This is a genomic window from Mesorhizobium sp. M0189 (assembly GCF_040322135.1).
GTDB lineage: Bacteria > Pseudomonadota > Alphaproteobacteria > Rhizobiales > Rhizobiaceae > Mesorhizobium.
In genome coordinates this window covers 167087-189570 of record NZ_JAMYSW010000010.1, presented here as the reverse complement: position 1 = coordinate 189570, position 22484 = coordinate 167087, and the positions used below count along the sequence as shown (strand labels likewise).

20 protein-coding genes and 1 pseudogene are annotated in these 22484 nt (G+C 63.4%); 11 read left to right on the top strand and 10 right to left on the bottom strand.

Features of this window, described 5'->3' with window-relative positions; translation table 11 throughout:
* The first annotated feature begins 19 nt into the window (after positions 1–19).
* Both NKJ09_RS19650 and NKJ09_RS19645 read left to right on the top strand, forming a co-directional pair.
* Positions 20–1411 (top strand): NfeD family protein, encoded by a 1392-nt coding sequence (locus NKJ09_RS19650; RefSeq protein ID WP_352494412.1) that lies wholly within the window; start codon positions 20–22, stop codon positions 1409–1411.
* Positions 1408–2177: pseudogene (locus NKJ09_RS19645) on the top strand (slipin family protein). Before NKJ09_RS19650 ends, NKJ09_RS19645 begins: the two are co-directional and overlap by 4 nt.
* Before the next feature lie 126 nt (positions 2178–2303).
* On the opposite strand, the gene NKJ09_RS19640 reads toward NKJ09_RS19645, so the two are convergent.
* On the bottom strand, positions 2304–3233 hold the full coding sequence (locus NKJ09_RS19640) for a LysR family transcriptional regulator (RefSeq protein ID WP_352490004.1): 930 nt from the start codon (positions 3231–3233) through the stop codon (positions 2304–2306).
* Between the two features lie 105 nt (positions 3234–3338).
* Between NKJ09_RS19640 and NKJ09_RS19635 the strand changes: the two genes are divergently transcribed.
* Entirely contained in the window at positions 3339–4349 is a 1011-nt protein-coding gene (locus NKJ09_RS19635) for a zinc-dependent alcohol dehydrogenase family protein (RefSeq protein ID WP_352494413.1), read from the top strand.
* A 228-nt stretch (positions 4350–4577) separates the two neighbouring features.
* On the opposite strand, the gene NKJ09_RS19630 is transcribed toward NKJ09_RS19635, so the two are convergent.
* Genes NKJ09_RS19630 through NKJ09_RS19620 form a run of 3 tightly spaced genes read right to left on the bottom strand, consistent with a single transcriptional unit; the run spans position 4578 to position 8361 of the window.
* A complete protein-coding gene (locus NKJ09_RS19630; RefSeq protein WP_352494414.1) occupies positions 4578–6899 on the bottom strand; it encodes a xanthine dehydrogenase family protein molybdopterin-binding subunit in 2322 nt (773 codons plus the stop codon).
* Positions 6896–7879, bottom strand: coding sequence for an FAD binding domain-containing protein (locus NKJ09_RS19625; protein ID WP_352494415.1), 984 nt, complete (start codon positions 7877–7879; stop codon positions 6896–6898). The genes NKJ09_RS19630 and NKJ09_RS19625 overlap by 4 nt, the downstream gene beginning before the upstream one ends.
* Positions 7876–8361, bottom strand: coding sequence for a (2Fe-2S)-binding protein (locus NKJ09_RS19620; protein ID WP_352494416.1), 486 nt, complete (start codon positions 8359–8361; stop codon positions 7876–7878). The genes NKJ09_RS19625 and NKJ09_RS19620 overlap by 4 nt, the downstream gene beginning before the upstream one ends.
* Positions 8362–9139: 778 nt before the next feature.
* Between NKJ09_RS19620 and NKJ09_RS19615 the strand changes: the two genes are divergently transcribed.
* Positions 9140–9772, top strand: a complete 633-nt coding sequence (locus NKJ09_RS19615) for a TetR/AcrR family transcriptional regulator (RefSeq protein ID WP_023722352.1) — start codon at positions 9140–9142, stop codon at positions 9770–9772.
* 18 nt (positions 9773–9790) lie between these two features.
* Here the strand turns inward: NKJ09_RS19615 and NKJ09_RS19610 are convergent, their stop codons facing one another.
* Complete coding sequence (locus NKJ09_RS19610) at positions 9791–10231, bottom strand: lipid-binding SYLF domain-containing protein (RefSeq protein ID WP_023677323.1); 441 nt, start codon at positions 10229–10231, stop codon at positions 9791–9793.
* Between the two features lie 285 nt (positions 10232–10516).
* On the opposite strand from NKJ09_RS19610, the gene NKJ09_RS19605 reads away from it, so the two are divergent.
* Complete coding sequence (locus NKJ09_RS19605; RefSeq protein ID WP_023722353.1) at positions 10517–11452, top strand: hypothetical protein; 936 nt, start codon at positions 10517–10519, stop codon at positions 11450–11452.
* Positions 11453–11482: 30 nt separating this feature from the next.
* On the opposite strand, the gene NKJ09_RS19600 is transcribed toward NKJ09_RS19605, so the two are convergent.
* Complete coding sequence (locus tag NKJ09_RS19600; protein ID WP_023722354.1) at positions 11483–13006, bottom strand: serine hydrolase; 1524 nt, start codon at positions 13004–13006, stop codon at positions 11483–11485.
* 172 nt (positions 13007–13178) lie between these two features.
* Positions 13179–14612, bottom strand: coding sequence for a coiled-coil domain-containing protein (locus tag NKJ09_RS19595; RefSeq protein WP_352481675.1), 1434 nt, complete (start codon positions 14610–14612; stop codon positions 13179–13181).
* Between the two features lie 462 nt (positions 14613–15074).
* Here NKJ09_RS19595 and NKJ09_RS19590 point away from each other — a divergent pair, with 462 nt between their 5' ends.
* The 6 genes from NKJ09_RS19590 (at position 15075) to NKJ09_RS19565 (ending at position 20835) form a co-directional block, all read left to right on the top strand.
* A complete protein-coding gene (locus NKJ09_RS19590) occupies positions 15075–15815 on the top strand; it encodes an ATP-binding cassette domain-containing protein (RefSeq protein WP_254819718.1) in 741 nt (246 codons plus the stop codon).
* Positions 15805–16932, top strand: a complete 1128-nt coding sequence (locus NKJ09_RS19585) for an ABC transporter permease (RefSeq protein WP_502899474.1) — start codon at positions 15805–15807, stop codon at positions 16930–16932. Before NKJ09_RS19590 ends, NKJ09_RS19585 begins: the two co-directional genes overlap by 11 nt.
* A 53-nt stretch (positions 16933–16985) precedes the next feature.
* On the top strand, positions 16986–17990 hold the full coding sequence (locus tag NKJ09_RS19580) for a sugar-binding protein (protein WP_352494417.1): 1005 nt from the start codon (positions 16986–16988) through the stop codon (positions 17988–17990).
* A 47-nt stretch (positions 17991–18037) separates the two neighbouring features.
* The gene (locus tag NKJ09_RS19575) at positions 18038–18787 is read left to right on the top strand and encodes a glucose 1-dehydrogenase (RefSeq protein WP_352451446.1); all 750 of its coding nucleotides are present in this window, start codon (positions 18038–18040) and stop codon (positions 18785–18787) included.
* Positions 18788–18970: 183 nt separating this feature from the next.
* Positions 18971–19882 carry a DUF930 domain-containing protein gene (locus NKJ09_RS19570; RefSeq protein WP_352494418.1) on the top strand — a complete coding sequence of 304 codons (912 nt, stop codon included), beginning with the start codon at positions 18971–18973 and terminating at the stop codon, positions 19880–19882.
* A 152-nt stretch (positions 19883–20034) separates the two neighbouring features.
* Positions 20035–20835: a class I SAM-dependent methyltransferase gene (locus tag NKJ09_RS19565; RefSeq protein ID WP_352494419.1), complete on the top strand. Its 801-nt coding sequence runs from the start codon at positions 20035–20037 to the stop codon at positions 20833–20835.
* Between the two features lie 8 nt (positions 20836–20843).
* Here the strand turns inward: NKJ09_RS19565 and NKJ09_RS19560 are convergent, their stop codons facing one another.
* The 3 genes from NKJ09_RS19560 to NKJ09_RS19550 form a co-directional block, all read right to left on the bottom strand.
* Complete coding sequence (locus NKJ09_RS19560) at positions 20844–21419, bottom strand: dihydrofolate reductase family protein (RefSeq protein ID WP_352481678.1); 576 nt, start codon at positions 21417–21419, stop codon at positions 20844–20846.
* A 101-nt stretch (positions 21420–21520) separates the two neighbouring features.
* The gene (locus NKJ09_RS19555; protein ID WP_352494420.1) at positions 21521–22054 is read right to left on the bottom strand and encodes an SRPBCC family protein; all 534 of its coding nucleotides are present in this window, start codon (positions 22052–22054) and stop codon (positions 21521–21523) included.
* Positions 22051–22440 (bottom strand): ArsR/SmtB family transcription factor, encoded by a 390-nt coding sequence (locus NKJ09_RS19550; protein ID WP_352481715.1) that lies wholly within the window; start codon positions 22438–22440, stop codon positions 22051–22053. The genes NKJ09_RS19555 and NKJ09_RS19550 overlap by 4 nt, the downstream gene beginning before the upstream one ends.
* Positions 22441–22484: the final 44 nt, after the last annotated feature.

Here is a 22484-nt window from a genome sequence, read left to right as displayed (position 1 = left end):
TAGATGTGGAGCTTTGAGCGTGAAACTCGCGCGTGCGGTCCTGCTTGCCGCGGCTTTCGTGGCTGTTGCGGCCGTTTGTCCCTCTTCAGCAACCGGAGAGGCGGACGGCCGGGAGAAAATTGTGTTGCGCGTCGAGATAGACGGCGCCATCGGTCCGGCGAGTGCCAGGCAGCTCGAGGAAGCGCTGGCGGTGGCCGCGGACCGAAATGCCCAGGCTCTCATCCTGCAGATGGATACGCCCGGCGGGCTGGTCACCAGCATGCGCGAGATGATCGCCGGCATTCTCGCCTCGCCGGTTCCCGTCATCGGCTATGTCGCGCCGGCCGGCGGGCATGCGGCGAGCGCCGGAACCTACATCCTCTACGCCGCCCATCTGGCGGCGATGGCGCCCGGCACCAATCTGGGCGCGGCAACGCCGATCGAGATGGGCGGGCCGCTGCCATCGTTTCCCGGCGGCAAGAACGATGGCCCGGAGGCGGACAAGGACAAGAAGAACGCACCCGCGGGCGATGCGATGATCGCCAAGGCGACGAACGACGCCGTTGCCCTGATCCGCAGCCTGGCTGAATTGCGCGGGCGCAATGCCGAATGGGGAGAAAAGGCCGTGCGCGAGGCGGCCAGCCTGTCGGCCGGCGCGGCGCTGCAGCAGCATGTCATCGACTTCGTCGCCCGCGACACCACCGAACTGCTTCAACTGGCCGACGGCCGGACCGTCGAGATCGCCGGCAAAAAAGAGGCATTGGCGACGAAGGGGCTGCCGGTCGAAACGCTCGAGCCAGGCTGGCTCATCCGGCTTCTCGCCGTCATCACGGACCCGAATATTGCCGTCATCCTGATGCTGGTCGGCGTCTATGGCCTCGTCTTCGAATTCACGAGCCCGGGCGCGGTCGCGCCCGGCGTGATCGGCACGATTTGCCTTCTGCTCGGGCTCTATGCGCTCAATCTCTTGCCGATCAGCTATGCCGGCCTTGCCTTGATGCTGCTTGGCATCATCTTCCTGGTCGTCGAAGCCTTGAACCCGACTGTGGTCCTTGGGCTGGGAGGCGTGGCTGCGTTTCTGCTGGGCGCAGCCATGCTGCTCAGGATCGAGGGGCCCGGCTTCGAGATGTCGTGGGCCGTTATCGGCACCGCCGCCGTCCTGACGCTCGGCCTGGCGCTGTTGACCGGCAGCTATCTGTGGGCGGCCCGCAAGAACGTTCCGCGTGTTGGCGCACAGGCCATGCAAGGGCTGCCGGCGGAGGTCCTCGACTGGCAGGGCAGCGAGGGCCACGTGCTCGCCCGGGGCGAGCGCTGGCGGGCAAAAGCCGACGAACCGCTTGCAGTGGGCGACAGCGTCGAGGTGGCCGATGTCAGGGATCTCGTGCTGACGATACGGCGCCGCAATGTGAGAAGCGATGGAGCAAGGCAATGATCATCGGTTATGTGGCCTATCTGGCAGCAGCGCTCGTCGTGGTCATGTTCCTGTCCGCGGCCATTCGCATCCTGCGGGAATATGAGCGCGGCGTGGTCTTCACGCTCGGCCGCTTCACCGGAGTCAAGGGCCCCGGCCTTATCATCCTCATCCCTTTCGTGCAGCAGATGGTGAAGGTCGACCTGCGAGTGGTGGTCCAGGACGTCCCGCCGCAGGACGTGATCTCGCGCGACAACGTCTCGGTGAAGGTCAACGCGGTGCTGTATTTTCGTATCGTCGACGCCGAGCGGGCGGTGATCCAGGTTGAAGACTTCATGACCGCCACCAACCAGCTGGCACAGACCACGTTGCGCTCGGTGCTCGGCAAGCATGAGCTCGACGAAATGCTGGCCGAACGTGACAAGCTCAACAGCGATATCCAGGAGATTCTCGACCAGCGCACCGATGCCTGGGGCATCAAGGTCTCCGATGTCGAGATCAAGCATGTCGACCTCAACGAGAACATGGTCCGCGCCATCGCCAAGCAGGCCGAGGCGGAACGGCTGCGGCGTGCGAAAGTGATCAATGCCGACGGCGAACAGCAGGCGGCGGCAAAGCTCGTCGAGGCCGGCAAGATGCTGGCCGAAGCACCGCAGCCATGCAGCTACGCTATTTCGAGGCTCTCCATGACATCGCCGGTGAACGCTCGTCGACGGTCGTGTTTCCGGTGCCGATGGATCTGCTCGGTCATTTCATCAAGCAGGGTGGTGGAGGCGGAGGCGGCTGAGCGCGTAATCTCCCCCCTCGAGGGGGAGATGGCCGCGAAGCGGCCAGAGGGGGTCGTCTCACATAGATCGCCGACGCCTTCCTCTACGAGAGACGGCGCTGACGCTCCACGCGCCGCGACCCACCCTCACCTCCGCCACGGCGGGACCGGCGCAAAGCGTTTGCCGATCCAGTCGGCGAAGGCACGTGTCTTGGCGGCTTGCCCCTTGGCCGAAGGCATGACGACATAGACGGCGCCCTCGTCGGCAAGCGTCCAGTCCTCCAGCACTGGCACCAGACGGCCGTCGGCGAGCTCGCGTCCGACCAGCCAATCCGTGCTCATCATCAGTCCGACGCCTTGCACGGCGGCTTCGACCAGTACCTCGGCATCATCGGTGACCAGCGGCCCGGAGACCTCGATACTGACGCGACGGCCCGAACTGTCGGTCATCTCCCAGGCCGGAAAGGTCTGGAAGCCTGAGAAGCCCAGGCAACTGTGTTCCAGCAGTGCTTCAGGTTCAGTCGGCGTGCCCCGGCGGGCGAGGTAGGACGGCGCGGCGCACAGCAGCCGCCGCCGTGTAGCGACCTTGCGCGCCACCAGCCGCGAATCCTCCAGCGCGCCGAGACGCACGGCGACATCGAAATTCTCGGCGACGAGATCTACGAAGCGGTTGGAGAACTCGGCCTCGATACGGACATCGGGAAATTCGGCGAGAAACTGCGGCAGCAGCGGGCCGATCCACATGCGCCCGAACGAGCCGGGCAGCGCCAGCCGCAGCACGCCGCGCGGCCCGCCGCCGGCATGCGCCGACGCGGCAGCCTCGGCCTCGTCGACCGCAGCCAGGATGGCGCGGACCCGGATGAGAAATTCCGAACCCGCCTCGGTCAGCGATACGCTTCGTGTCGTCCGGTGCAGCAGGCGCACGCCCAACCGCTCTTCCAGCGAGGCAAGGCGCCGCGACAGGATCGTCGCGTCGCGGCCGATGCGAGCAGCCGCCCTGGTGAAGGAGCGTGCTTCAGCGATTGCCGCGAAGGCGGCCATTTCGACCAATGCTGCCGGTTCGTGCGATTGCTGCATCAGGTGCAGAGCTCAAATGTAAAAGCCAAGGATTATATACCAATAGCGCAGCAGCTAGTTTCACTCAATCCCGGCCCGTCAATCGGCCATCAACCGGAGTGAGACATGAAAGCGATCGAACTGACTGCCCCGAGACTGGACGCGTTTCGCGCGGCCACCGTTCCCACGCCTGAACCGCAACGCGGCGAAGTGCTGATCCGCCTGCGCGCCGCAAGCCTCAATTTTGTCGATGTCGCGATAGCGAGCGGCAACTATCCAGGTCCGAGCTTTCCGCTCATTCCCGTCGTCGACGGCGCCGGCGAGATCGTCGGCATTGGCGAGGGCGTGTCGAGGCTCGCCATCAACGACCGCGTCATCGCCCATGCAAAACCGCGCTGGATCGGCGGCCGTCCGCGGCCTTATGAGACCAGAGAGATGCGCGGGCTGACACTGCCCGGCTCGCTCGCCGAATATGTCGCGCTGCCGGCCAATGCCGTCGTGCCGATGCCGGCGCATCTGTCCTTCGAAGCGGCAGCGACGCTGCCGATCGCCGGCACCACCGCGTGGAATGCGCTTCGCGCCGCCGATGCCGGGCCGGGGTCGGTCGTCGTCCTGCTCGGTACCGGCGGTGTCTCGATCCTGACCCTGCAGCTGGCCAAGGCAGCCGGCGCCACGGTCATCATCACCTCGTCGTCTGACGAAAAGCTGGCGCGCGCCAAGGCCTTGGGTGCGGATCATCTCATTAATTATCGTGAGACGCCGGACTGGGACGCCAAGGTGCTCGAGTTGACCGACGGCCTCGGCGCCGATCTGATCGTCGAAACCGGCGGCTCGGCCACCTTCGCCCGCTCCATCAATGCCGCGGCGCCCGGCGGCACGGTGTTCGCCATCGGCTTCGTCACCGGCGCCGAGGCCACCACGAACCTGCTACCGATCATCATCAAGGCACTCAAGGTGGTGGGCAACAACACCGGTTCGGTATCCGACCTGCGCGACGCTGCGCGCGCTATCGGCGCCGCCCGTATCGATCCGGTCATCGACACAATCTACAGCCAGCACCAGGCGACCGAGGCCTACGCCCACATGGCGGCCGGCGGCCGGCATTTCGGCAAGCTTGCGTTCAGTCTGTCGTGGTGAGCCTGAAAAGGCAGGGCGTTCAAGCTGCCGATCTCCCCCCTCGTGGGGGAGATGTCCGGCAGGACAGAGAGGGGCGCTGTCCCTCCAGCCTATCAAGCAGTTCGCGCACCCACGTAAGGTTCTCAGCTCATCAAAGTTGAACTGAACGCTGGCGATCCTTCACGCTCCCCTCTGCCCTGCCGGGCATCTCCCCCACGAGGGGGAGATTGGCAGTTCCACCGCGTCCGCCTAAATCAGCTTCTCCAGCGTGATCGGCAGATCCCGCACCCGTTTCCCGGTGGCGTGGAATACCGCGTTGGCGATCGCCGGCGCCACGCCGACGATGCCTAGCTCGCCGACCCCCTTGCCGCCAAGCACCGAGGAATGCGGGTCGGGAATACCGACTGAGATTACCTCGATGTCGGGAATGTCGGCATTGGTGGCGATGAGATAGTCGGCGAGGTTGTTGTTGACGATGCGGCCGTGGCGGCGGTCGACGATGCCTTCCTCGAGCAGCGCCTGGCCGATGCCCATGATGATGCCGCCCTTCCACTGGCTTTCGGCGAGCTTGGGGTTATAGAGCCGGCCCGAATCCAGCGCCGATACCACGCGCGACACACGAACCGTGCCAAAGTCCTCGTCGACGCGCACTTCGATGAAATGCGCGCACCAGCTGTGGCGGGAATAGTCGCCCTCGGTGTGCGGCAGCGCCATGGCTATGGTGGTGTAGTTCTTGTAGCGGTCCTCGACCGTCGAATTGGCCGGCATCGTGTCGCCCTTGGCCTCGATATGCTGGCGCCCGACGCTGCTGAGCAGTTCGGCGATGGAAACTTCAGGGCCGTTGCCGCGCGGCGACGAAATGCGGCCATTGGCGACGACGAGCGTGTTGGCCTGCAGCGTATGGAACGGCGAAGCCGGATCACTGATGGCGAGCCCGACCAACTGGTCGAGCGCGGCACTCGCCGCCTTGTGGACGGCGCCGGTCATCACCCCGGCCAGCCGCGAACCGCCGGTGACGCCGGCACGGGCATAGCGGGAATCGCCGAGCTTGACGATGACGTTTTCCGCCGGCACGCCCAGCACCTCGGCGGCGGTCTGCGCCAAGATCGTGTAGGTGCCCTGCCCCATGTCGATCGACGAGCTTTCGACCTCAACCGAGCCGTCGGCGAGAATGCGCACGACCGCCTCGCCATAGGCGCGCCGCACCGGGTAGGTGCCGGCGGCGACGCCCCAGCCGATCAACTGGTTGCCGTCGCGCATCGAACGCGGCTGGGGCGCCCGCTTCGACCAGCCAAAGGCTTCAGCGCCGGCCGCGAACGCCTCGCGCAGCTGCCGTGTCGACCACGGCTTCTTCGCATGCGGATCCTGCTCGGCATAGTTCCTGAGACGGATTTCCAGCGGGTCGATACCGACCTCATAGGCGAGCTCGTCGATCGCGCTTTCGATGCCGAAGGCGCTCGGGTTCTCGCCCGGCGCGCGCAATGCCCCCGGCACCACCGTGTTGACCCGCACGACGTTCTGCCGCGACGAGAAATTCGGCGTCGCGTACATGACCGAGGTGACCGAGCCGAGCGGCTCGACCCACATGCCGTCGACCGAGGTCTCGTTGACGCCGCGATGCACGATCGACTGGATCTGACCCTCTGCGTTGGCGCCGAGCGCCACGGTCTGGCGCGTCGCCGCCCGTCCGCCATAGGCGGTGAAGGTCTGCGGCCTGCTGACCGCCAGCTTCACCGGCCGTCCCAGCATTTTCGCGGCGACTGCCGCCACCGCGCCGTAGCCATAGGCGAACGCCTTGGAGCCGAAGCCGCCGCCAATATAGGGCGAGACCAGTCGCACATTCTCGAACGGCACGCCGAACCATTCGGCATAGGTCCGCGCCATGCCGTCGAGCCACTGGCTCGGCTCCCAGACCGTGAGTTGGTCGTCCTGCCACTTTGCGATCAGGCCATGCGGCTCCATCGGCGCCTGGTATTCGCGCGGCGTGTTGTAGGCGTTGCAGATCCTGACCGGAGCCGAGGCGAACGCGGTCTCCGCCTCACCCCACTCCTTGGTCATCGCATCGACCGCAATGCCGTCGCCGGCTTTCGGATCGCTGAGGTCGACGATCGCCGGCGCCTCGTCATAGGCGATCTTGACCAGCGCCGCGGCTGCGACCGCCTGTTCGAAGCTCTCGGCCACCACCGCCGCGATATGCTGGCCGCTGAAGGTGATGCTGCGCGCCAGCGGGCAATAGGCAACAGCCGGCGGCGGCGTGCCCAGCCAGTCCGTGGCGGTTCTCAGCGGCAGGAAATTGTCGGGCGTCAGCACCAGCAGCACGCCCGGCGCGGCTTCGGCCGCTGCCGTGTCGATCGACTGCACCCGGCCGGCGGCAATGGTACTCTCGACCAGCACCGCATAGGTGAGCCCCTCGAGCTGCTGCTCGACGGCGTATTTGGCGGCACCGGTGATCTTGGCCGGTCCGTCGACGCGCGACAGCCGGCCGCCGACCTGATCCGCGAGGACGGCGCCGTCCGAAGCGTCGCCGCGTTTGGCATCGCCAGGTCTTGTTCTCAACTCGTGAACGGTCATGCCGTTTCTCCCATTTTGAGGATGGCGCGGGCGACGACGCGCGGCGCCAGTTCGATCTTGTAGTGGTTGGCGCCATGGTCGACGGCGCCCTCGACGGCGAGCAGGCTGGCTTGCCTGACGACCTCCGGCTCGAGCACCTTGCCTTTCAGCGCCTCTTCGACGGCGCGGGCGCGCCATGGCTTGGTGGCAACGCCGCCAAGCGCGACGCGCAGATCGCGGATCGTCCTTCCGTCGGCCTCGAACTCGATACCGACCGCGGCACTTGCCGCGGCGAATTCATAGGACTGGCGGTCGCGGACCTTGAGATAGGTCGAGCGGCGGGCGGCGGCCGAAGCGGGAATGCCGATCGCGGTGATCATCTCGCCGGGTTCGATCGCATGTTCCCGTTCGGCCGTGCTGCCCGGCGGCAGGAAAAAATCATCGACGGCGACCTGACGGTCGCCGAGATGGAGGATCGCGTCGAAGGCGACGAGCGCAACCGCCAGGTCGCCGGGATAGGTGGCGATGCAGGCTTCGCTGGTGCCGAGCACGGCATGACCACGGGTGACGCCGCCGATCGCCGAGCAGCCGCTGCCGGGCGAGCGCTTGTTGCAAGCGGGGAAATTCGCCGGATCGCGGAAATAGGGGCAGCGCGTACGCTGCATCAAATTGCCGCCGATCGTCGCCATGTTGCGCAACTGCGCCGATGCGGCCTGCCACAATGCTTCCGAGACGGCTGGGAACCGACTCTTGATATCGGCATGGTCGGCGACGCGGCTCATCCTGGCCAGCGCGCCGATCGTGGCGCCCCGGTCATCAACGGCAATCGTGTCCAGTCCCTTGAGATGGGTGATGTCGACCACGGTCTCGGGTTCGGCAACGCCGCATTTCGCGAGATCGACAAGCGTCGTGCCGCCGGCCAAAAGCATGGCGCCGGGAAGTGCTGCTGCCTCACGGGCTGCATCGACGGAGCCGGCGCGGAGATACGAAAAGTCCCTCATGACGCGGCCTCCACGGCCGCCTGGCGCACGGCGGCGATGATATGCGGATAGGCGCCGCAGCGGCAGAGATTGCCGGCCATGTATTCGCGGATCTCCTCGTCGGAACCGGCATGGCCCTCGCGAATGCAGGCGACCGCCGACATGATCTGGCCCGGCGTGCAATAGCCGCACTGGAAGGCGTCCTGTTCGAGGAAGGCGGCCTGCACCGCATGCAGCGTGCCATCCTCCCCGGCAAGCCCTTCGATGGTGGTGATGTCCCTGCCTTCAGCCTGAGTGGCAAGCGTCAGGCAGGCCAGCACGCGCTGGCCGTCGATATGGACCGTGCAGGCGCCACACTGGCCCTGGTCACATCCCTTCTTGGTCCCGGTCAGGCCGAGATGGTCGCGCAAGACGTCGAGCAGCGTAACGCGCGGCTCGACCTCCAGTTCACGTCGATGTCCATTGATTTGAAGTTGGATTGGAGTTCGGGTTATGCTTGTCATGGGGCGTCTGGCTCCAGTTGCTTGACGCGGGAGGGGATGATCTGGTGCCCGGCCGGCGAGCGGCAAGGTCAGCTTATGGCTAGGTGAAGGCTAATCTCCCCCTTGCGGGGCAGATGCCCGGCAGGGCGGAAGGGCTCGGTTCGACTTGGCGCGACCTCTGGGAAGGCTGCAGCTTGCGAGGTCGAAAGACGTGACATACCCGATCCCGTGATTACATGATAAAGGCGCTCCACAAATCGGAGGCGCCTCCGTTTACTACGTAGGGACCTGCTCTGCCCTGTTCAAGCCCCGGATCGAAATCGATCGAAATTGAAAAAATTGGCAGGGCAGCAGCCGTCATGCCAAGCCTGAAGCCGCCGCGGCAACCGCTCGCGCGCCGACAATCGCTCGGATTCAGCCGCAACACTCGAAACAGAGCAACGAGCGGACCATTGGGGCGCCGAAGGGGGTGGTAAAAAAGCACCACCGGCCCAAGCCGGTGGTGCTCTCTGGACTGTCTGTAGGGGCAGGACAGTCCAATGATCCTGAGGGGATCGTGCTCAATGTCGGCTCATTTTTGCCTCAGGGCATCGGCCGAACAGATGAGGAGTGCCGGCCGCGCCAGGAAATATCCTCCGTCGTCATCCACCGGGACAGGCAAGATGCGGAACGCCGGCCCAGACTCGATCCTGTGATTGTATTTACTTGCGATTATATTTGTCGGAGGCGTAACGAAGTTGGAGGCGTCTCCGTTGTTGAAACGGGGCCTGCCCTATTCGGATCAACACTGGAGAAAAAATTGGCCGCAGAGCCGCCCGTCATATCTGGAGACAAGGCCGAAGCCGCCGCTGCAAAACCGCTGCGCGCCGACGCGCAGCGCAACCGCGACGCACTGGTCGAGGTCGCGGCGAAAGCCTTTGCCGCGCATGGCGTCGATGCCTCGCTGGAGGAGATTGCGCGTCAGGCCGGCGTCGGCATCGGCACGCTCTACCGGCATTTCCCAACGCGCGAGCATCTGGTCGAGGTGGTTTATCGGCGCGAAGTGGAAGGACTGTGCCAGGCGGCCGACGAACTCGCCCACGATCATGTGCCCGACGTCGCGCTCGAACAATGGATGCAGCGCTTCGTCGACTACATCGCCACCAAGCGCGGGCTGTCGACAAGCCTGCGCATCCTGCTCACAACCAACTCCACCCTGTTCTCCGACGTTTCGGGCAGGGTGACGCTGGCTTTGCGGCGGCTGATCGATGCCGCGGTCGCCAACGGCTCGATCCGCAGCGACGTCGATGCCTCCGACGTGCTGCATGCGCTGGGCGGCATCTATTCGGCCCCGGACACCAAGGACTGGCGCGACCGCTCGCGCCGATTGGTGTCGCTGCTGATGGATGGGCTGCGGTTTGGAGCGGCCAAATCCGGCCCATCCAGGGAATGACGAATGCAATGACTGCCCTTATTTCAGCGAGATGCTCATACCGCTGAGATCGGCGTTGACTTGCAGACCTACCTGCCTGCCTGTGAGTTCGAGTTGGGCACCCTTGTCATTGGTCATGACGATCACCTGGGCTCCTTTGCCAAGCGCGCCGCCACCGCCCGCTGCACCGTACACCCCCGTCACATCCCGGGCGCGGCGTATGTGGCGCACGGTACCTTTGAAATAGGTCTTGGAGGCGCCGAAGGCGAGGCCGCCCGAGATGCCGCCGACCGAGATGGGATATCGGCGACCATGGAAGGTCAGTGTGCCCTCGCCTCCGGAGCCGCCGATGAAAAAGGCCGCCTTGTAGATGGCGAAGCGGATCGTACCGCTGTCGGCATGCGCGACGCTGGCAAAGCTAACTGCCGCGGCGGCGATGACGGCAACCGCGACTGAACGAAATCTGGACGAAATCTTCATGATGAGAACTCCTCAAGATCGCCGCATGCCCAGCCGACCGGGCACATCGGCGTCGTATCAAAGTCATAGCTGAACAGTCTCGCCCGTCATTGGTTCCAAGCACGCGGCCTGAATTCGGCTGCGAGAAGACCGCTACGAAACGAGGCGGACGGCGAGCATAGACCTGGCTGTAAGAACAGCGGCCGAATGGTGGGAATCCTTCGCCGGCGCTCCTATGAAAACGTAGGTGTTGAAGCCGAACGGTATTAGTCTGCGCTGTCTGGGGTTTCGGGAGCGCGGCAAAGAATGGATTTGAACTCTGGCTACGGCTACCTGCTGATCGGCGGCCTGATCCTGGTCGGTGCCGGGCTCCTGGTCGTTTCGCTGATCGTCAATCTCCGTGTGGCGCACAGTGTGCGTGACGACGTACGCCATCGTGAAAAGCTGCTGGAATATTATCGCAACATCTTTTCGCAGCTGGGCGTGATCCTGATCGGCATTGGCGTGTCCCTGTTCATCTTCTTTTTCCAGCAGAACTATCAGGACCAGCGTAAACGCGAAACGGAGCTCCAGCAGGTTCTCGCCAAACTGGCGGCGCGTATTGCCCGCGGCGGCGCCGTCGTGGAGGCCCTTGGCGAATTCGATGCGCTGCTGGATGATGGCGGCGCCTATGTCAGTCCGGAACTCGGCGGCAACAATGCCGCGGTCAGCGCCCACGGGACGGCGCTCGCCAAGCAGGTTTCGCAGATCCTTCTGGTCGAACGCGACGTCGATGTTCAGGGGTTCGATACCCTGAATTTATCACGCGATTTCGAAGCATCGTTCGTCGTCAACGAGCTCAACCCAACGCTATGGTTCAACATCGTCCGGGACGAGAGCGACATCAAATATGCCACCACTCAGATCGCCCTGGATTACAAGGACCTGCAGGATGCGATCGGCGGCGAGGCGATCGAGGTTGCGATCGCCAATCCCGAAAAGGAGCGGAAGATCAAGCAGGAGGTGCTCGACATTTTTTATGATGCCGACCTCCTGCGCCAGCGCAGCAGGCGGTTTCTCGGCCGCGCATGCTGGCTGTTCAGCAAGGGGCGCGGTTTCGTCAAGCTTGCACCGGCCAATGAGATCGAAGCCGATGCCAGGTCGCACCAAGAATGGATCGACCGGTCGAAACCCTTCCTGACGCAAGCGACGCCGGGCAGCGGCGATTGCTTCAAATTGCTCCAGTTCGGCCCGGCATCCTGAACCGGCAAAGGCTCGCCCGCCCCGCGACGGCTAATCACCCTCGCGCTGCAGCGTGCCGAGATGATTGTCGTTGAGAAACTCGATGGTCACGGCCGACGCCTTGCCGTCGGGGTCGATGACAAAGCTGACGGCCGAGGGCCTGTCCGGCATCTCGGCATCGGGGAAGGTCACGAAGAGGTCGCGGTCGAAATGCTTCAGTGGATAGGACCGCGCACCGGCGGGCCCGACCTTGAGGACAAGAGCCTCTCCTTCGCCCGACACAATAGCATCGCCGATGAAGTCGTTGAAGTAACGGCCGGCATAGGCACTGGCTGGCCCGGCCGGACTTGCCGGAGAGGGCGGCACGGCATAGGTGGCCTTGGCCGCCGCAATCACCGGCCCGAACATGCCTGCATAGATATCATTCCATGCCTTTACCTTATCTTTCCCCAGCGTTCCGTCGAAGACGAGATCGGCGAAGCTGTCGGACAGTCCCTCCGGCACGCCTGTCGGAAAGGCGTTGGCGATGACGACGATGCCAAGCTTCTCCTCGGGGAAGAGCATCACCAGACTGCGTGCGCCGGTGCTGAAGGCGCCCGCATGACCCCAGACCAGCCCGTGCCGGCCGAATTCGACATTCCAGCCGAGGCCGTAGAAGGCCTCGCCTCCGGAGACGGGGTTCTTGCCGCGAACCATCAAGGGAATATGTGTCTGGTCCAGCGCATCGGCGGCAATGAGTCTCTTGCCGGCGTAGGCCCCGTTGCCGAGCACAAGGCGCATCCATTGAGAGAGATCGCGTGCGGTGGAACTGACGCCGCCTGCTGGCGCCTGCGCATCCGGATAGCGCTGGACCTTCGCGGCCCAGGCGCCATCGATCTTGGCGTGGAGTTCGGCGCGGTTGGCGTGCTTGATGAAGTCCGAATGACGCGAACTGGTCGAGGCCATTCCAAGCGGACGATAGAGCTTCTCTTCGGCGACCTCTTCCCAGGGCTTGCCCGTCGGCTTCGCGGCGGCGACGGCACCCTCGGTCAGTCCGAAATTACTGTAGGAATAGCCGGCACGAAAGCTCGACGACGGCGACACGAACCGCAGGCGGCGCAGGATCTCCCCGCGGTCATAGCCAATGTCCTCGAGGTCGTCGCCCGCCGTGCCGGGAAGCCCGCTGCGGTGCGCAAACAGGTCGCGGACCGTGAGTTCGCTGGTCGGATAGGGCTCGGCGAGCCGGAAAGCCGGATCGAGGTCGGCGATCTTCGAATCCCAGGAAGCGACCCCGTTGCTGACCAGCGCCGCCACGACGGTGGCGGAGACCGGCTTGGAGAGGGAGGCGATCTGGAAGACCGTGTCCGCATCGACGGTCTCCGGTTTTCCGGCTTCGCGATGCCCGAACCCCTTGAGGAAGATCACCTCGTCGCCATGCACGACGCCGATGGCCAGACCGGGCACGCTACCATCCGCGACGACGCCTTCGGCAAGTAGTTCGAGCTTCGCAAGGGCCGCGGCGATCCTGTCGGGTGGGATGGTATCGGCCGACGCCGCTTTCGGCAAAAGCACCATGATAGCGATGAAGGCCAACATCCTCCAACGGAGGTGGTTCCGCTTTATGAATAGCCGCATGCTCAGCCCCCTCCGCTTCACCGGCGTGCACTATTGCAGGCCGACGCAGGGAAGGCCAGCCTCACGCTCGACCCGCCATCCATTGACGGATGTCGGTTTCGCACCAGTCGAAATTCAGACAGCCGCGCCTGAGCTAGGATGCCGCGCGCAGGCGAAGGCGCCGCCTGCTGGCGCGGGCCTTCTCCGCCACCGCAGCGGTGATCTCGACCACGCCGTCTTCACGCGGTCTGGCGTTGGTGACCTTGTGGAGCCGCTCATAGGGCAACAGTTCCTTGACCCGGGCTTGAAGCGACGCGACTTCGGCACGCAGATCCTCGCATTCCTGCCGCTGGACGTCGAACTGTATCTGTTCGGATGCCTGCTGCAGGGAAAGCTGCGAAAAATTCGCGCTGACCGCGGAAAGGTTCATCTTGTCGCTTTCGCTCTCCTTCATGAGAGCAGACAATTTTTCCTCGGCGATTTGCTTTTCGGCCACCGCGTCGCTCGCTTGAGCCTTGAGCCTGGCGATCTCGCTGACGGCTTCGCTGTTGTGGTTCGAGGCGGCTTCCAGTCGCGATCGGAGATCCTCGATCTCAGAACGCAAGCCGGTCATCTCCGCGACACCGCGTGCAAGTTCGGCTTCCCTGTCCCCGTCCCTGATGCGGGCCGCTTCCGTCATTTCCGACAGCTTGGCCTGCGCCATGTCGAGCGATTTCTGCAGCCGCATTTCCTCTTTCTCGCTCTTGCCAAGCGCGGCCAGCAGTTCCGAAACCTGTGCGGCGTCATTGGCGTGGACAGTCGAGAGTTCGTCCAGCCTGTGCCGGGCCTCGGCCTCCCGTTTCAGCGCCTTGTCGAGGTCGATCGACAGGCTGACATGTTTCTCCCGCAGCATCTCGTTCTCGCGCGAGCGTCTGTTGGCCTCGACCGCTCTGGCCGAGAGCGTTTTGACAAGCTCGCCGAACTCGGCCTCGCGTTTTGCGCTCGCATTGCCTGCCACGACGAGCTCCAGCCTTGCTGCAGCCAGCGCGCCGCGAAGTGCTTCCTTGTCCTCGACCAGGCTCGCCTCATGCTGCTGCAGCGCCTCGATAGCGCTGTCGCGCTCGCGCTGCTTTCTGGTTGCATCGTGGAGCTGTTCGGATAGTGCTCTTTGTTGCGCGGTCAAGCTGGTATTTGCCAGCTCCAATTCGTTGGCGCGAAGAATGTCGCCGTGGAGGAGTTTCAGGAATTCGCCTGTCAGATGATGCGAGGTCGCGATCTCCGACAGTTTCGCATGGATCTCCCCAAGATACTCCTGCGCGTCGTGAAAGAGCCCATCGACCGCACTTAAGGCAGCGAGCCGGGTTTGCGTGTGGGGCGTCAGCCGTCGCGCGGTCTCGAAGGCATCCGCATTGGCCTCAAGTTGCGAGCTGTCATCCATTGCCGCGAGATTCCCATCCGACACAGTCTCATCCGGGACAGTGACGTCGTTCAACGGCGACTGATCGTCCACGTTGAGACATTCGCTAAACGCATCCGCCAAATCGGTTTCGAGCTCCTTGAACGCCCTCTCCACAGTCTCGGCACGCTTGATCAAACCTTTGAAATTCATGACTGAATATCCCTCTCGTGCAGCGCCGTTAAGGAGCGGACTTTCAACACTTGATCCTCGCCTCCCCCGGATGCGGGTTCATCTCCTGACATGCGCTCTGGCCGACGCACGCTAGGGACAGGCTTGGCCACTGTCCTCGTGTGTTTGAATGACGTGTTCTGCCGCGCTCCATACCCGAGGCGTTGGCACCGCTCGCAAAATGCCCACTCATTTCACCCGAAACGGATATGAAGCGGCGCAAGCCTGAGGATCGCCTGGTGATTGTCTTAAGGCCCGGCCGAGCGCCTCGCTGTTCTGCAGCAGCTACAAGGTCGCGGTCTAAGACGACGCGTGTCACTGCCGGGAGGCCTGACCTGATAAATGCCGGACCTAATAAATGATTGTGTTGAATACGTTTCGCTGATTAGCTGCTGTGCATAGACCAGGGACAAGACAGACAAATGTTGTCCCGGGAGGACCGCGATGCCGGTGCTTGAGGTTCGCCACGTCTCCAAGAATTTCGGGGCCATCCAGGCCCTGACCGACGTCAGCTTCCAGGTGGAACGAGGCGAGGTCGTAGGTCTGATGGGGGATAACGGCGCCGGCAAGTCGACGATAGTCAAGACCGTGGCCGGGAATTTTCCTCCGAGCGACGGCGAAATTGTAGTCGAAGGCGAGGTGTGCCACTTCCACCAGCCCGTGCAGGCCCGCGCCAAGGGGATCGAAGTCGTTTATCAAGACCTGGCGCTCGCCGATAATCTGACGGCCGCGCAGAACGTCTTTCTGGGGCGCGAGATCAAGAAAGGCTTCTGGCCGATCAGGATTCTTGACAAGCAGGCGATGATCGATCGCTCGGCAGCACTGTTCAAGGAACTCAAATCGGAAACCCGGCCGCGCGACCTCGTCAGGAAGATGTCGGGTGGGCAGCGCCAGGCGGTCGCCATTGCGCGGACCCGGCTTTCAAATGCCAAGCTGGTGCTGATGGACGAACCAACGGCCGCCATCTCAGTGCGTCAGGTGGCGGAAGTACTCGAACTGATCCGACGCCTCAAAGCACAAGGAGTCGGCGTCATGCTGATCAGTCACCGAATGCCTGACGTGTTCGCCGTGGCAGATCGTATTATCGTCCTCAGGCGGGGCTCGAAAGTTGCCGACAAGCCAGCCGACAAAACATCGCCCGAGGAAATCACTGGACTGATAACGGGGGCCATCCGTGGCGAATAGTGTTCAGGAGTCAGTTGGCGTTCAGGGCTCAGTCGAAGAACATGGCAGGCCGGCCATATCGGATTTCGTCCCGACCAAGGAAAAAACAGTTCTCCAACGTGTGATTTCAAGTCAGCCCTTCTGGGTGACGATCGCGCTCATCGCGCTCGTCATGTTGATGACTGCGATGGAGCCGAGCTTCGGCACCTCTGAAAACGTCGCCAATGTAACGCGCAACTTCGCACCTTTCGGTATCATGGCGCTCGGCATGACGATCGTCATCATAACCGGCGGTATCGACCTGTCGGTCGGCTCCGTCATGGGCCTCGTGGTCATCGTCGCCGGCCTGTTCCTCACCTGGCATTACCCCTGGTACGTCGCCTTCGCCATGGGCCTTTTCTCCGGTCTGGCCTGCGGCGCGGTCAACGGATTCTTTGTCGCCTATGTCGGGATGCCGTCCTTTGTGGTCACCCTCGGCATGCTGTCCGTCGCGCGCTCGCTGGCGGTCGTATTCTCGGCCAACCAGATGCTCTACCAGTTCGGGCCCGATGCTCCGATCGTGAAGGCGATCGGTCAGTGGAAATGGCCGCGGCATGGTCCGAACGACTGGGCACCGCATTGGATACCAGAACTGTCGTCGCAATTCTGGACCATGGTGATCTTGGCCCTGATTGTCGGCTTCGTATTCAACTTCACAGCCTGGGCCCGGCATCTCTTCGCCATCGGCGGCAATGAGGAGGCGGCACGGCTCACCGGCGTTCCGGTCAACTGGATTAAATTCCAGGCCTATGTCTTCTCGGCTTTCACCGCCGCGCTCGCCTCGCTCCTGCTCCTCGGCTATAACGGCTCGGCCATCAATGCCATGGGCCAAGGCTATGAGCTGCGGGTGATCGCTGCGACAGTCATTGGCGGCGCCAGCCTCATGGGCGGCGCCGGCACGGCCTTCGGTGCAATCATCGGTTCGGCCTTTCTCGAGGTGATCAGGAATGCGCTGCTGATGGCCGGCATCGATTCAAACTGGCAGGGTGCCTTCGTCGGCGCCTTCATCGTTCTTGCGGTTCTCTTGGGCATGCAAACCGGCGGCAAATCGATTCTCGCCGCGTCGCTGGCAGTCTTGATGCCCAAAAAACGCCGCTAGAAACCCGCCGGCGGGAGGCCTGCGGGACATCACACCAAGGAGGAGAACGTCACATGAAAAAACATCTGCTCACGGCCGCCGTCGCGCTTGGCGCAATGGTGCTCGCCGTTTCCGGCGCCCAGGCGAAATACACCTTCGCCCTCGTGCCGAAGAACATGAACAATCCTTTCTTCGACCAGGCACGCGACGGCTGCAAGAAGGCCGAAGCCGAATCCAAAGGCGCTGTGGAGTGCATGTATATCGGCCCCGGCGAACATGGCGGCGGCGACGAGCAGGTGCAGATCGTGCAGGATCTCGTGGCCAAGAAGGTGGACGGCATCGCCGTGTCGCCATCGAACGCCGCGGCGATGGCGGTTGCGCTGCAGGCCGCCAAGGAAGCCGGCATCCCGGTCCTCACCTGGGACTCCGATCTCCTGCCCGAAAACAAGGATCTGCGCGTTGCCTATATCGGCACGCACAATTATGAGATCGGCGAGAACCTCGCCAAGCTCGTCATGCAGATCAAGCCCAAAGGCGGCACGATCTGCATCCAGTCCGGCGGCGCCGCGGCGGCCAACCACAACGAGCGCATGCAGGGCATTCGCGATACACTTTCGGGCACCAAATCGGCGGCCTCGCCCGGGGATCGGCTGACGGGCCAGAACGGCTGGACCGAAATCGAAGGCTGTCCGCTCTACACCAACGATGATTTCCCGCTTTCGGTGCAACAGTTCGAGGATATCATGGCGAAAAACCCGAACCTCGACGCATTCGTCCCAACCGGTGGCTTCCCGCAGTTCATTCCCGATGCCAACCGCGCCGCGGTCGCACCGTACAAGGACAAGATCGCCTCGAAAGCCCTGGCCCTTGTCGTTGCCGACACGCTTCCGGTACAGATCGACCAGATGAAGGAAGGTTTCTCGCTTGGCCAGGTCGGCCAGCGGCCGTTCGAGATGGGCTACAAGACGATGATGGCGCTGAAGGAAATGAAGGAGGGCAAGGCTCCGCCGGCCGACCCGACCTACACGGGCCTCGATGTCTGCACTCCGGAGACAGCCGACACTTGCGTCGCCAAATAGTGCTTTTGGGCGGGAGGAAACTCCCGCCCTTTTCACAGGGGATCTCAATGCCGGAATTGTTCTCGCTCAAGGGCCGTGTCGCATTGGTCACGGGTGCCTCGCGTGGTCTTGGTTTTGCCATGGCCAAGGCACTTGCGGAAAACGGCGCGACGGTGATCGTCAATGCGCGCGACATGGCCGCCCTTTCCGCGGCCGCCGAAAGGATCGGTGCAGAAGCCCTGCCGTTCGATGTCACCGACGCGGCGATCTCAAGGGCGTCGCTCGAAGGAATCGTCGAACGCCACGGCCGCCTCGATATTCTGGTCAACAACGCCGGCATCCAGCATCGGAAACCGTTGGTCGAATGGCAGGACGAGGATTTCAACCATGTGGTTGCCGTCAATCTGTCGGCTTGCTTCCGCATGATGCGCGACGCGGTGCGCCTGATGCTGCCAAACAAGTTCGGGCGCATAATAAACACCGGATCGGTCGCAGCGATCCTTGGCCGTCCCACCATTCACGCCTATGTGGCGGCAAAGGCGGGCCTGCACGGGCTGACACGCTCCACTGCCGCTGAGCTGGGCCGTCACGGCATCACCGTCAACGCGATCGCCCCCGGCTATTTCGCCACCGAGCTCAACACCGCACTTATGCGCGACGAGGCCTTCACCAAATGGGTCGAGGCACGAACCCCCGCGGGCCGCTGGGCCCAGCCTGAGGAGCTCGGCGGAGCCGTGGTGTTTCTCGCCTCCGACGCTGCCGCTTACGTCAACGGGCACGTGCTGGCGGTTGACGGCGGGCTATCGGTTTCCCTGTGATTTCAACCGGCGACACCGTGCCGGCAGGGCGTGCCTGCTAGCCGCCTGAAATGACGACTTGCTGCATGCGCTGCTGGCCCGGTCCCCTGCGCGGACGCCGACGCCACACGATTGGATGCCGCGCCGTGTTGCAGCCGCCGACTTTCGATTCGCAACGGGTTATTTCGACGTCTGGCGGCATCGATGCTTGATGCCGCCAATATTTCATTCCACACACCGGTCACAATGAGAGACGACATACGGGATCAGCGCCGGGTATTCGGGTGGGCCTTGCCTGCCTCCGCGGTCGTGCATTTGCTCGCCGCCGCGCTTCTTTTGTCCGCACTGCCGCTGTCGCCCCCGCAGCCGCAGAAGGAGCAGGCCATCGCAGTGGATATCGTGCCGCCGCCTAAACCGCCGGAAAAAACCAAACCTCCTTCCCCCGCTGAACCGCCCAAGCCGGAAAAGCAGCCGGAAGCCAAGGTCGAGACCCCGGCGAGCCGTGAGGTCGCCGCGCAGAGACCTGTCTTCCAATTCGGTGAGAAGGACGCCGGTCCTCGCAAGTCTCTGGACGGCAACAGTGCGGAGGATGGTTCGGAACAACCGCCAGCGCCGCAAGTTCCCAGTAGCCAGGATCTTGCACAGCCACCTGCCGTGACAGCGGTTGAGGGGAAAGACCAGGCTCCGTCGCCTGGCGCATCACCGCCGCCGAAGCCCAAGCCAGCGGATGTCGCCAAAGTGCAAAGGCCCTTGAAGCTTCAGGAAGCGAAGAGATTGTTCTCAAAATCAGCAAGCGGTGATCCGGTAGCGACAACTGCGATGAAAAATGTGCCGCGCGCCGTGCGGATCGGTCAGCTCTGCAACACGGAACTCGCACAGCAATTGGTGCACGCGTCGCCCCCCTATTTCCCAAACAGCCTGCTTGAGTATCGGCTGAAGGCCGGCACGGTCATGAACGTCGCCAGTGCGCCGTTCCCTGCAAACGGGCAGTGGTACGATCTGAGCTTTCGCTGCGAGGTCGATCCGGACGCGATGAGAGTCGTGTCGTTTGCCTTTCGTGTTGGAAATCCGGTGCCGCGCAGCGAATGGAAGCGCCGCGGGTTGCCCGCCGAATAGGTGGTCGAGGCCACGGAGGCTGGCTGGCCGGCGCCATCAAATCCGGCCGGCGATGTCTTCGCGCGCTCCGGGCTGCCGAACCAACACGCGCCAAAAGTGGCTTTCGTCAGCGGCTGCCGAAGTCTAGCATACGGCTTTGGGAGGAGGCTTCGATGACTTCAAGTTTCAACGTTCATCATGCTGCCGGCTATGAGCAGCTCATGGGCCGCTGGAGCCAAAGACTCGCGCCGCTGTTCATCGACTTCGTGGGGCTTGCCGACGGCGAAAAGATCCTCGACGTCGGTTGCGGTACCGGCAGTCTGACCTTCGCGCTCGTCAAGGCCGCTGACCTCGGTGAGGTCGCGGCGATCGACTTTTCGGCCGTTTTCGTCGAGGAGGCAATCCGGCGCAACACCGATCCGCGGATAAAAATCCGTCAGGCGGATGCCTGCGCCCTGCCCTTTGAGGATGGCGCGTTCGACCGCGCCCTAGCCCTGCTCGTGCTCCATTTCGTGCCCGAAGCCGGCAAGGCAGTCGCTGAGATGCGCCGCGTCGTGCGGCCGGGCGGCGTCGTCGCGGCGACGGTATGGGACCATCTCGGCGGCATGGCGGGGATGCGCATGATGATCGACACGGTGGCGGTGCTCAGCGAAGGCGGACGCCAGCTGCGTGCCCGCTATTGCACGCAGCCGATGATGCAGCCGGGTGAAATGAAACGGACCTTTGTCGAACAGGGTCTCCGGGACGTTACGGAAACGCAGCTGATGATCCGCATGGACTACCAAAACTTCGACGACTACTGGGCGCCGATTGCCGCCGGCGAAGGGCCGCTCGGCAAGTATGTGGCCACGCTCGATCCAGAAGAGCGGGCGCGCACCGACGCCGCCATGCGCGACGCCTATGAGGCCGGCCGGCCCGACGGCCCGAGGTCCTTTGCCAATGTCGCCTGGGCCTGCCGCGGTGTCGTTGCCTGACGTTGGCGCTAGCCGATCCCGTAGACCAACCCGACGCGGCCGTCCGACAACTGCTCAACCTTGCGCAGTTCGAGCCCACGACGATTCTTCGCCGTTCCAAACAGCGCCTTTCCTTCACCGGCGAGCAGCGGATAGACGATCAGCCTGAGTTCATCCACCAGCCCGGCATCGATAAGGCTCGCGGTAATTCGGGCGCCGCCCATAAGGTAGATGTCCTTGCCGGGCTGCTGTTTCAGCGCAGCGATATCCTCGAAATTCCGCACGAAGCGCGTCTTTGGCCAGGCCGCCGAAGTCATTGTGTTCGACAGCACATAATGCGGCGTCTGCGCGGCGAAGCGGGCCCATTCGAGCTCGGCCGGCTTCGGCAATTTGCCGGTCATCGGCAGCGGCTTGTCGGGCTCGTTCTGGATGGCGCTCCAGTAGCGCTCGTAGCCAGCATACATGACGCCGCCAAGCAGGCAGGCATCGATTTGCGGCGTCAGGCCGTATTCCTCAGACCACGCATCGACCCAATCGGCGTAACCCTCGGGTCCCTCCATCTTGCCGTCGACGGAAATTTTCATTCCAGTGATCAATTTACGCATGACTTCCTCCATCAGGCTTGCGGGATGCAAGCACGTTTCGTCGGATCATCGTTGCTTCGTGTGGCTGGCGGCGACCTCAGGGATGGCCGCCGCGAGTTACATCAGGCCGGCAGGCGGCGGTCGTATTCGTCCCGCAGGCGGCTCCAGCCGTCCCAGAACGAGGTCGGTGTCTTACCCGCCAGGCGGGCGGCCAGCAGGTCGAGGTGCACGTGCCAGCCGGCGGTGATGTTGAGCTGGATTGCACGTTCCGGCAGGCGCCGATGGACGACGGTGAGCAGCACATCGCTACCCTTCGCCTCCAGCAGGAAGGAGACGCCGCCGGTATTTCCCCAGGTGATGGAAAGCTTGCGCGGCGGATCGAGTTCGGTGATCCGGCCCTCCATCCGATGCTCTTCGGGGAAGCCCGCGGGGCGCTGGCCAGGCGGGTCGGTCAGCTCGTCGTTACGCCAGACGAACTCGAACGAGCTGCCGGCCTTCATTTCCATCTGGCCTGCGGCCATCCATTGCCGTCGCAAGTCACTCTCGGTGAGATAGGCCCAGACGCGCTCGATGGGGCCGGGCAAAAGGCGCTGGATGGTGAACGTGGCGGGCTCGGTCAGCTCGCCATAGGCGCCGATGGTTCTCATCTGGTTCATTGCTCGTCTCCTTCTTTCGGATTGGGCGATTTCCTGGGCTCATCCTGGGCTTTGCGTGCGTCCTCTTCGCGAAGAAGGCGTTCGAGAACATCGAGACGACCGGTCCAGAAGCGCTCGTAGAAGCTGAGCCACTGATGGGCGCTGGCCAGCGGTCCAGGGGCTAGTCGGCACAGATGCGTGCGGCCCCTCACCTCTCGACGAATAAGCCCTGCGTTCTCCAGCGCCTTGATGTGCTTGGAGGCGGCCGCGAGCGACATCACGAAGGGTTCCGCCAGCTGGCTTACCGTTTTCTCGCCATCGGCGAGATCGCGAAGCATGTGCCGGCGGGTGGCGTCGCCAAGGGCGTGAAAAACCGCGTCCATCTGAGATGTCTCTAATTCAACCATGTAGTTGAATATAGACGCACGCTTTGAGATAGTCAACCGTTTGG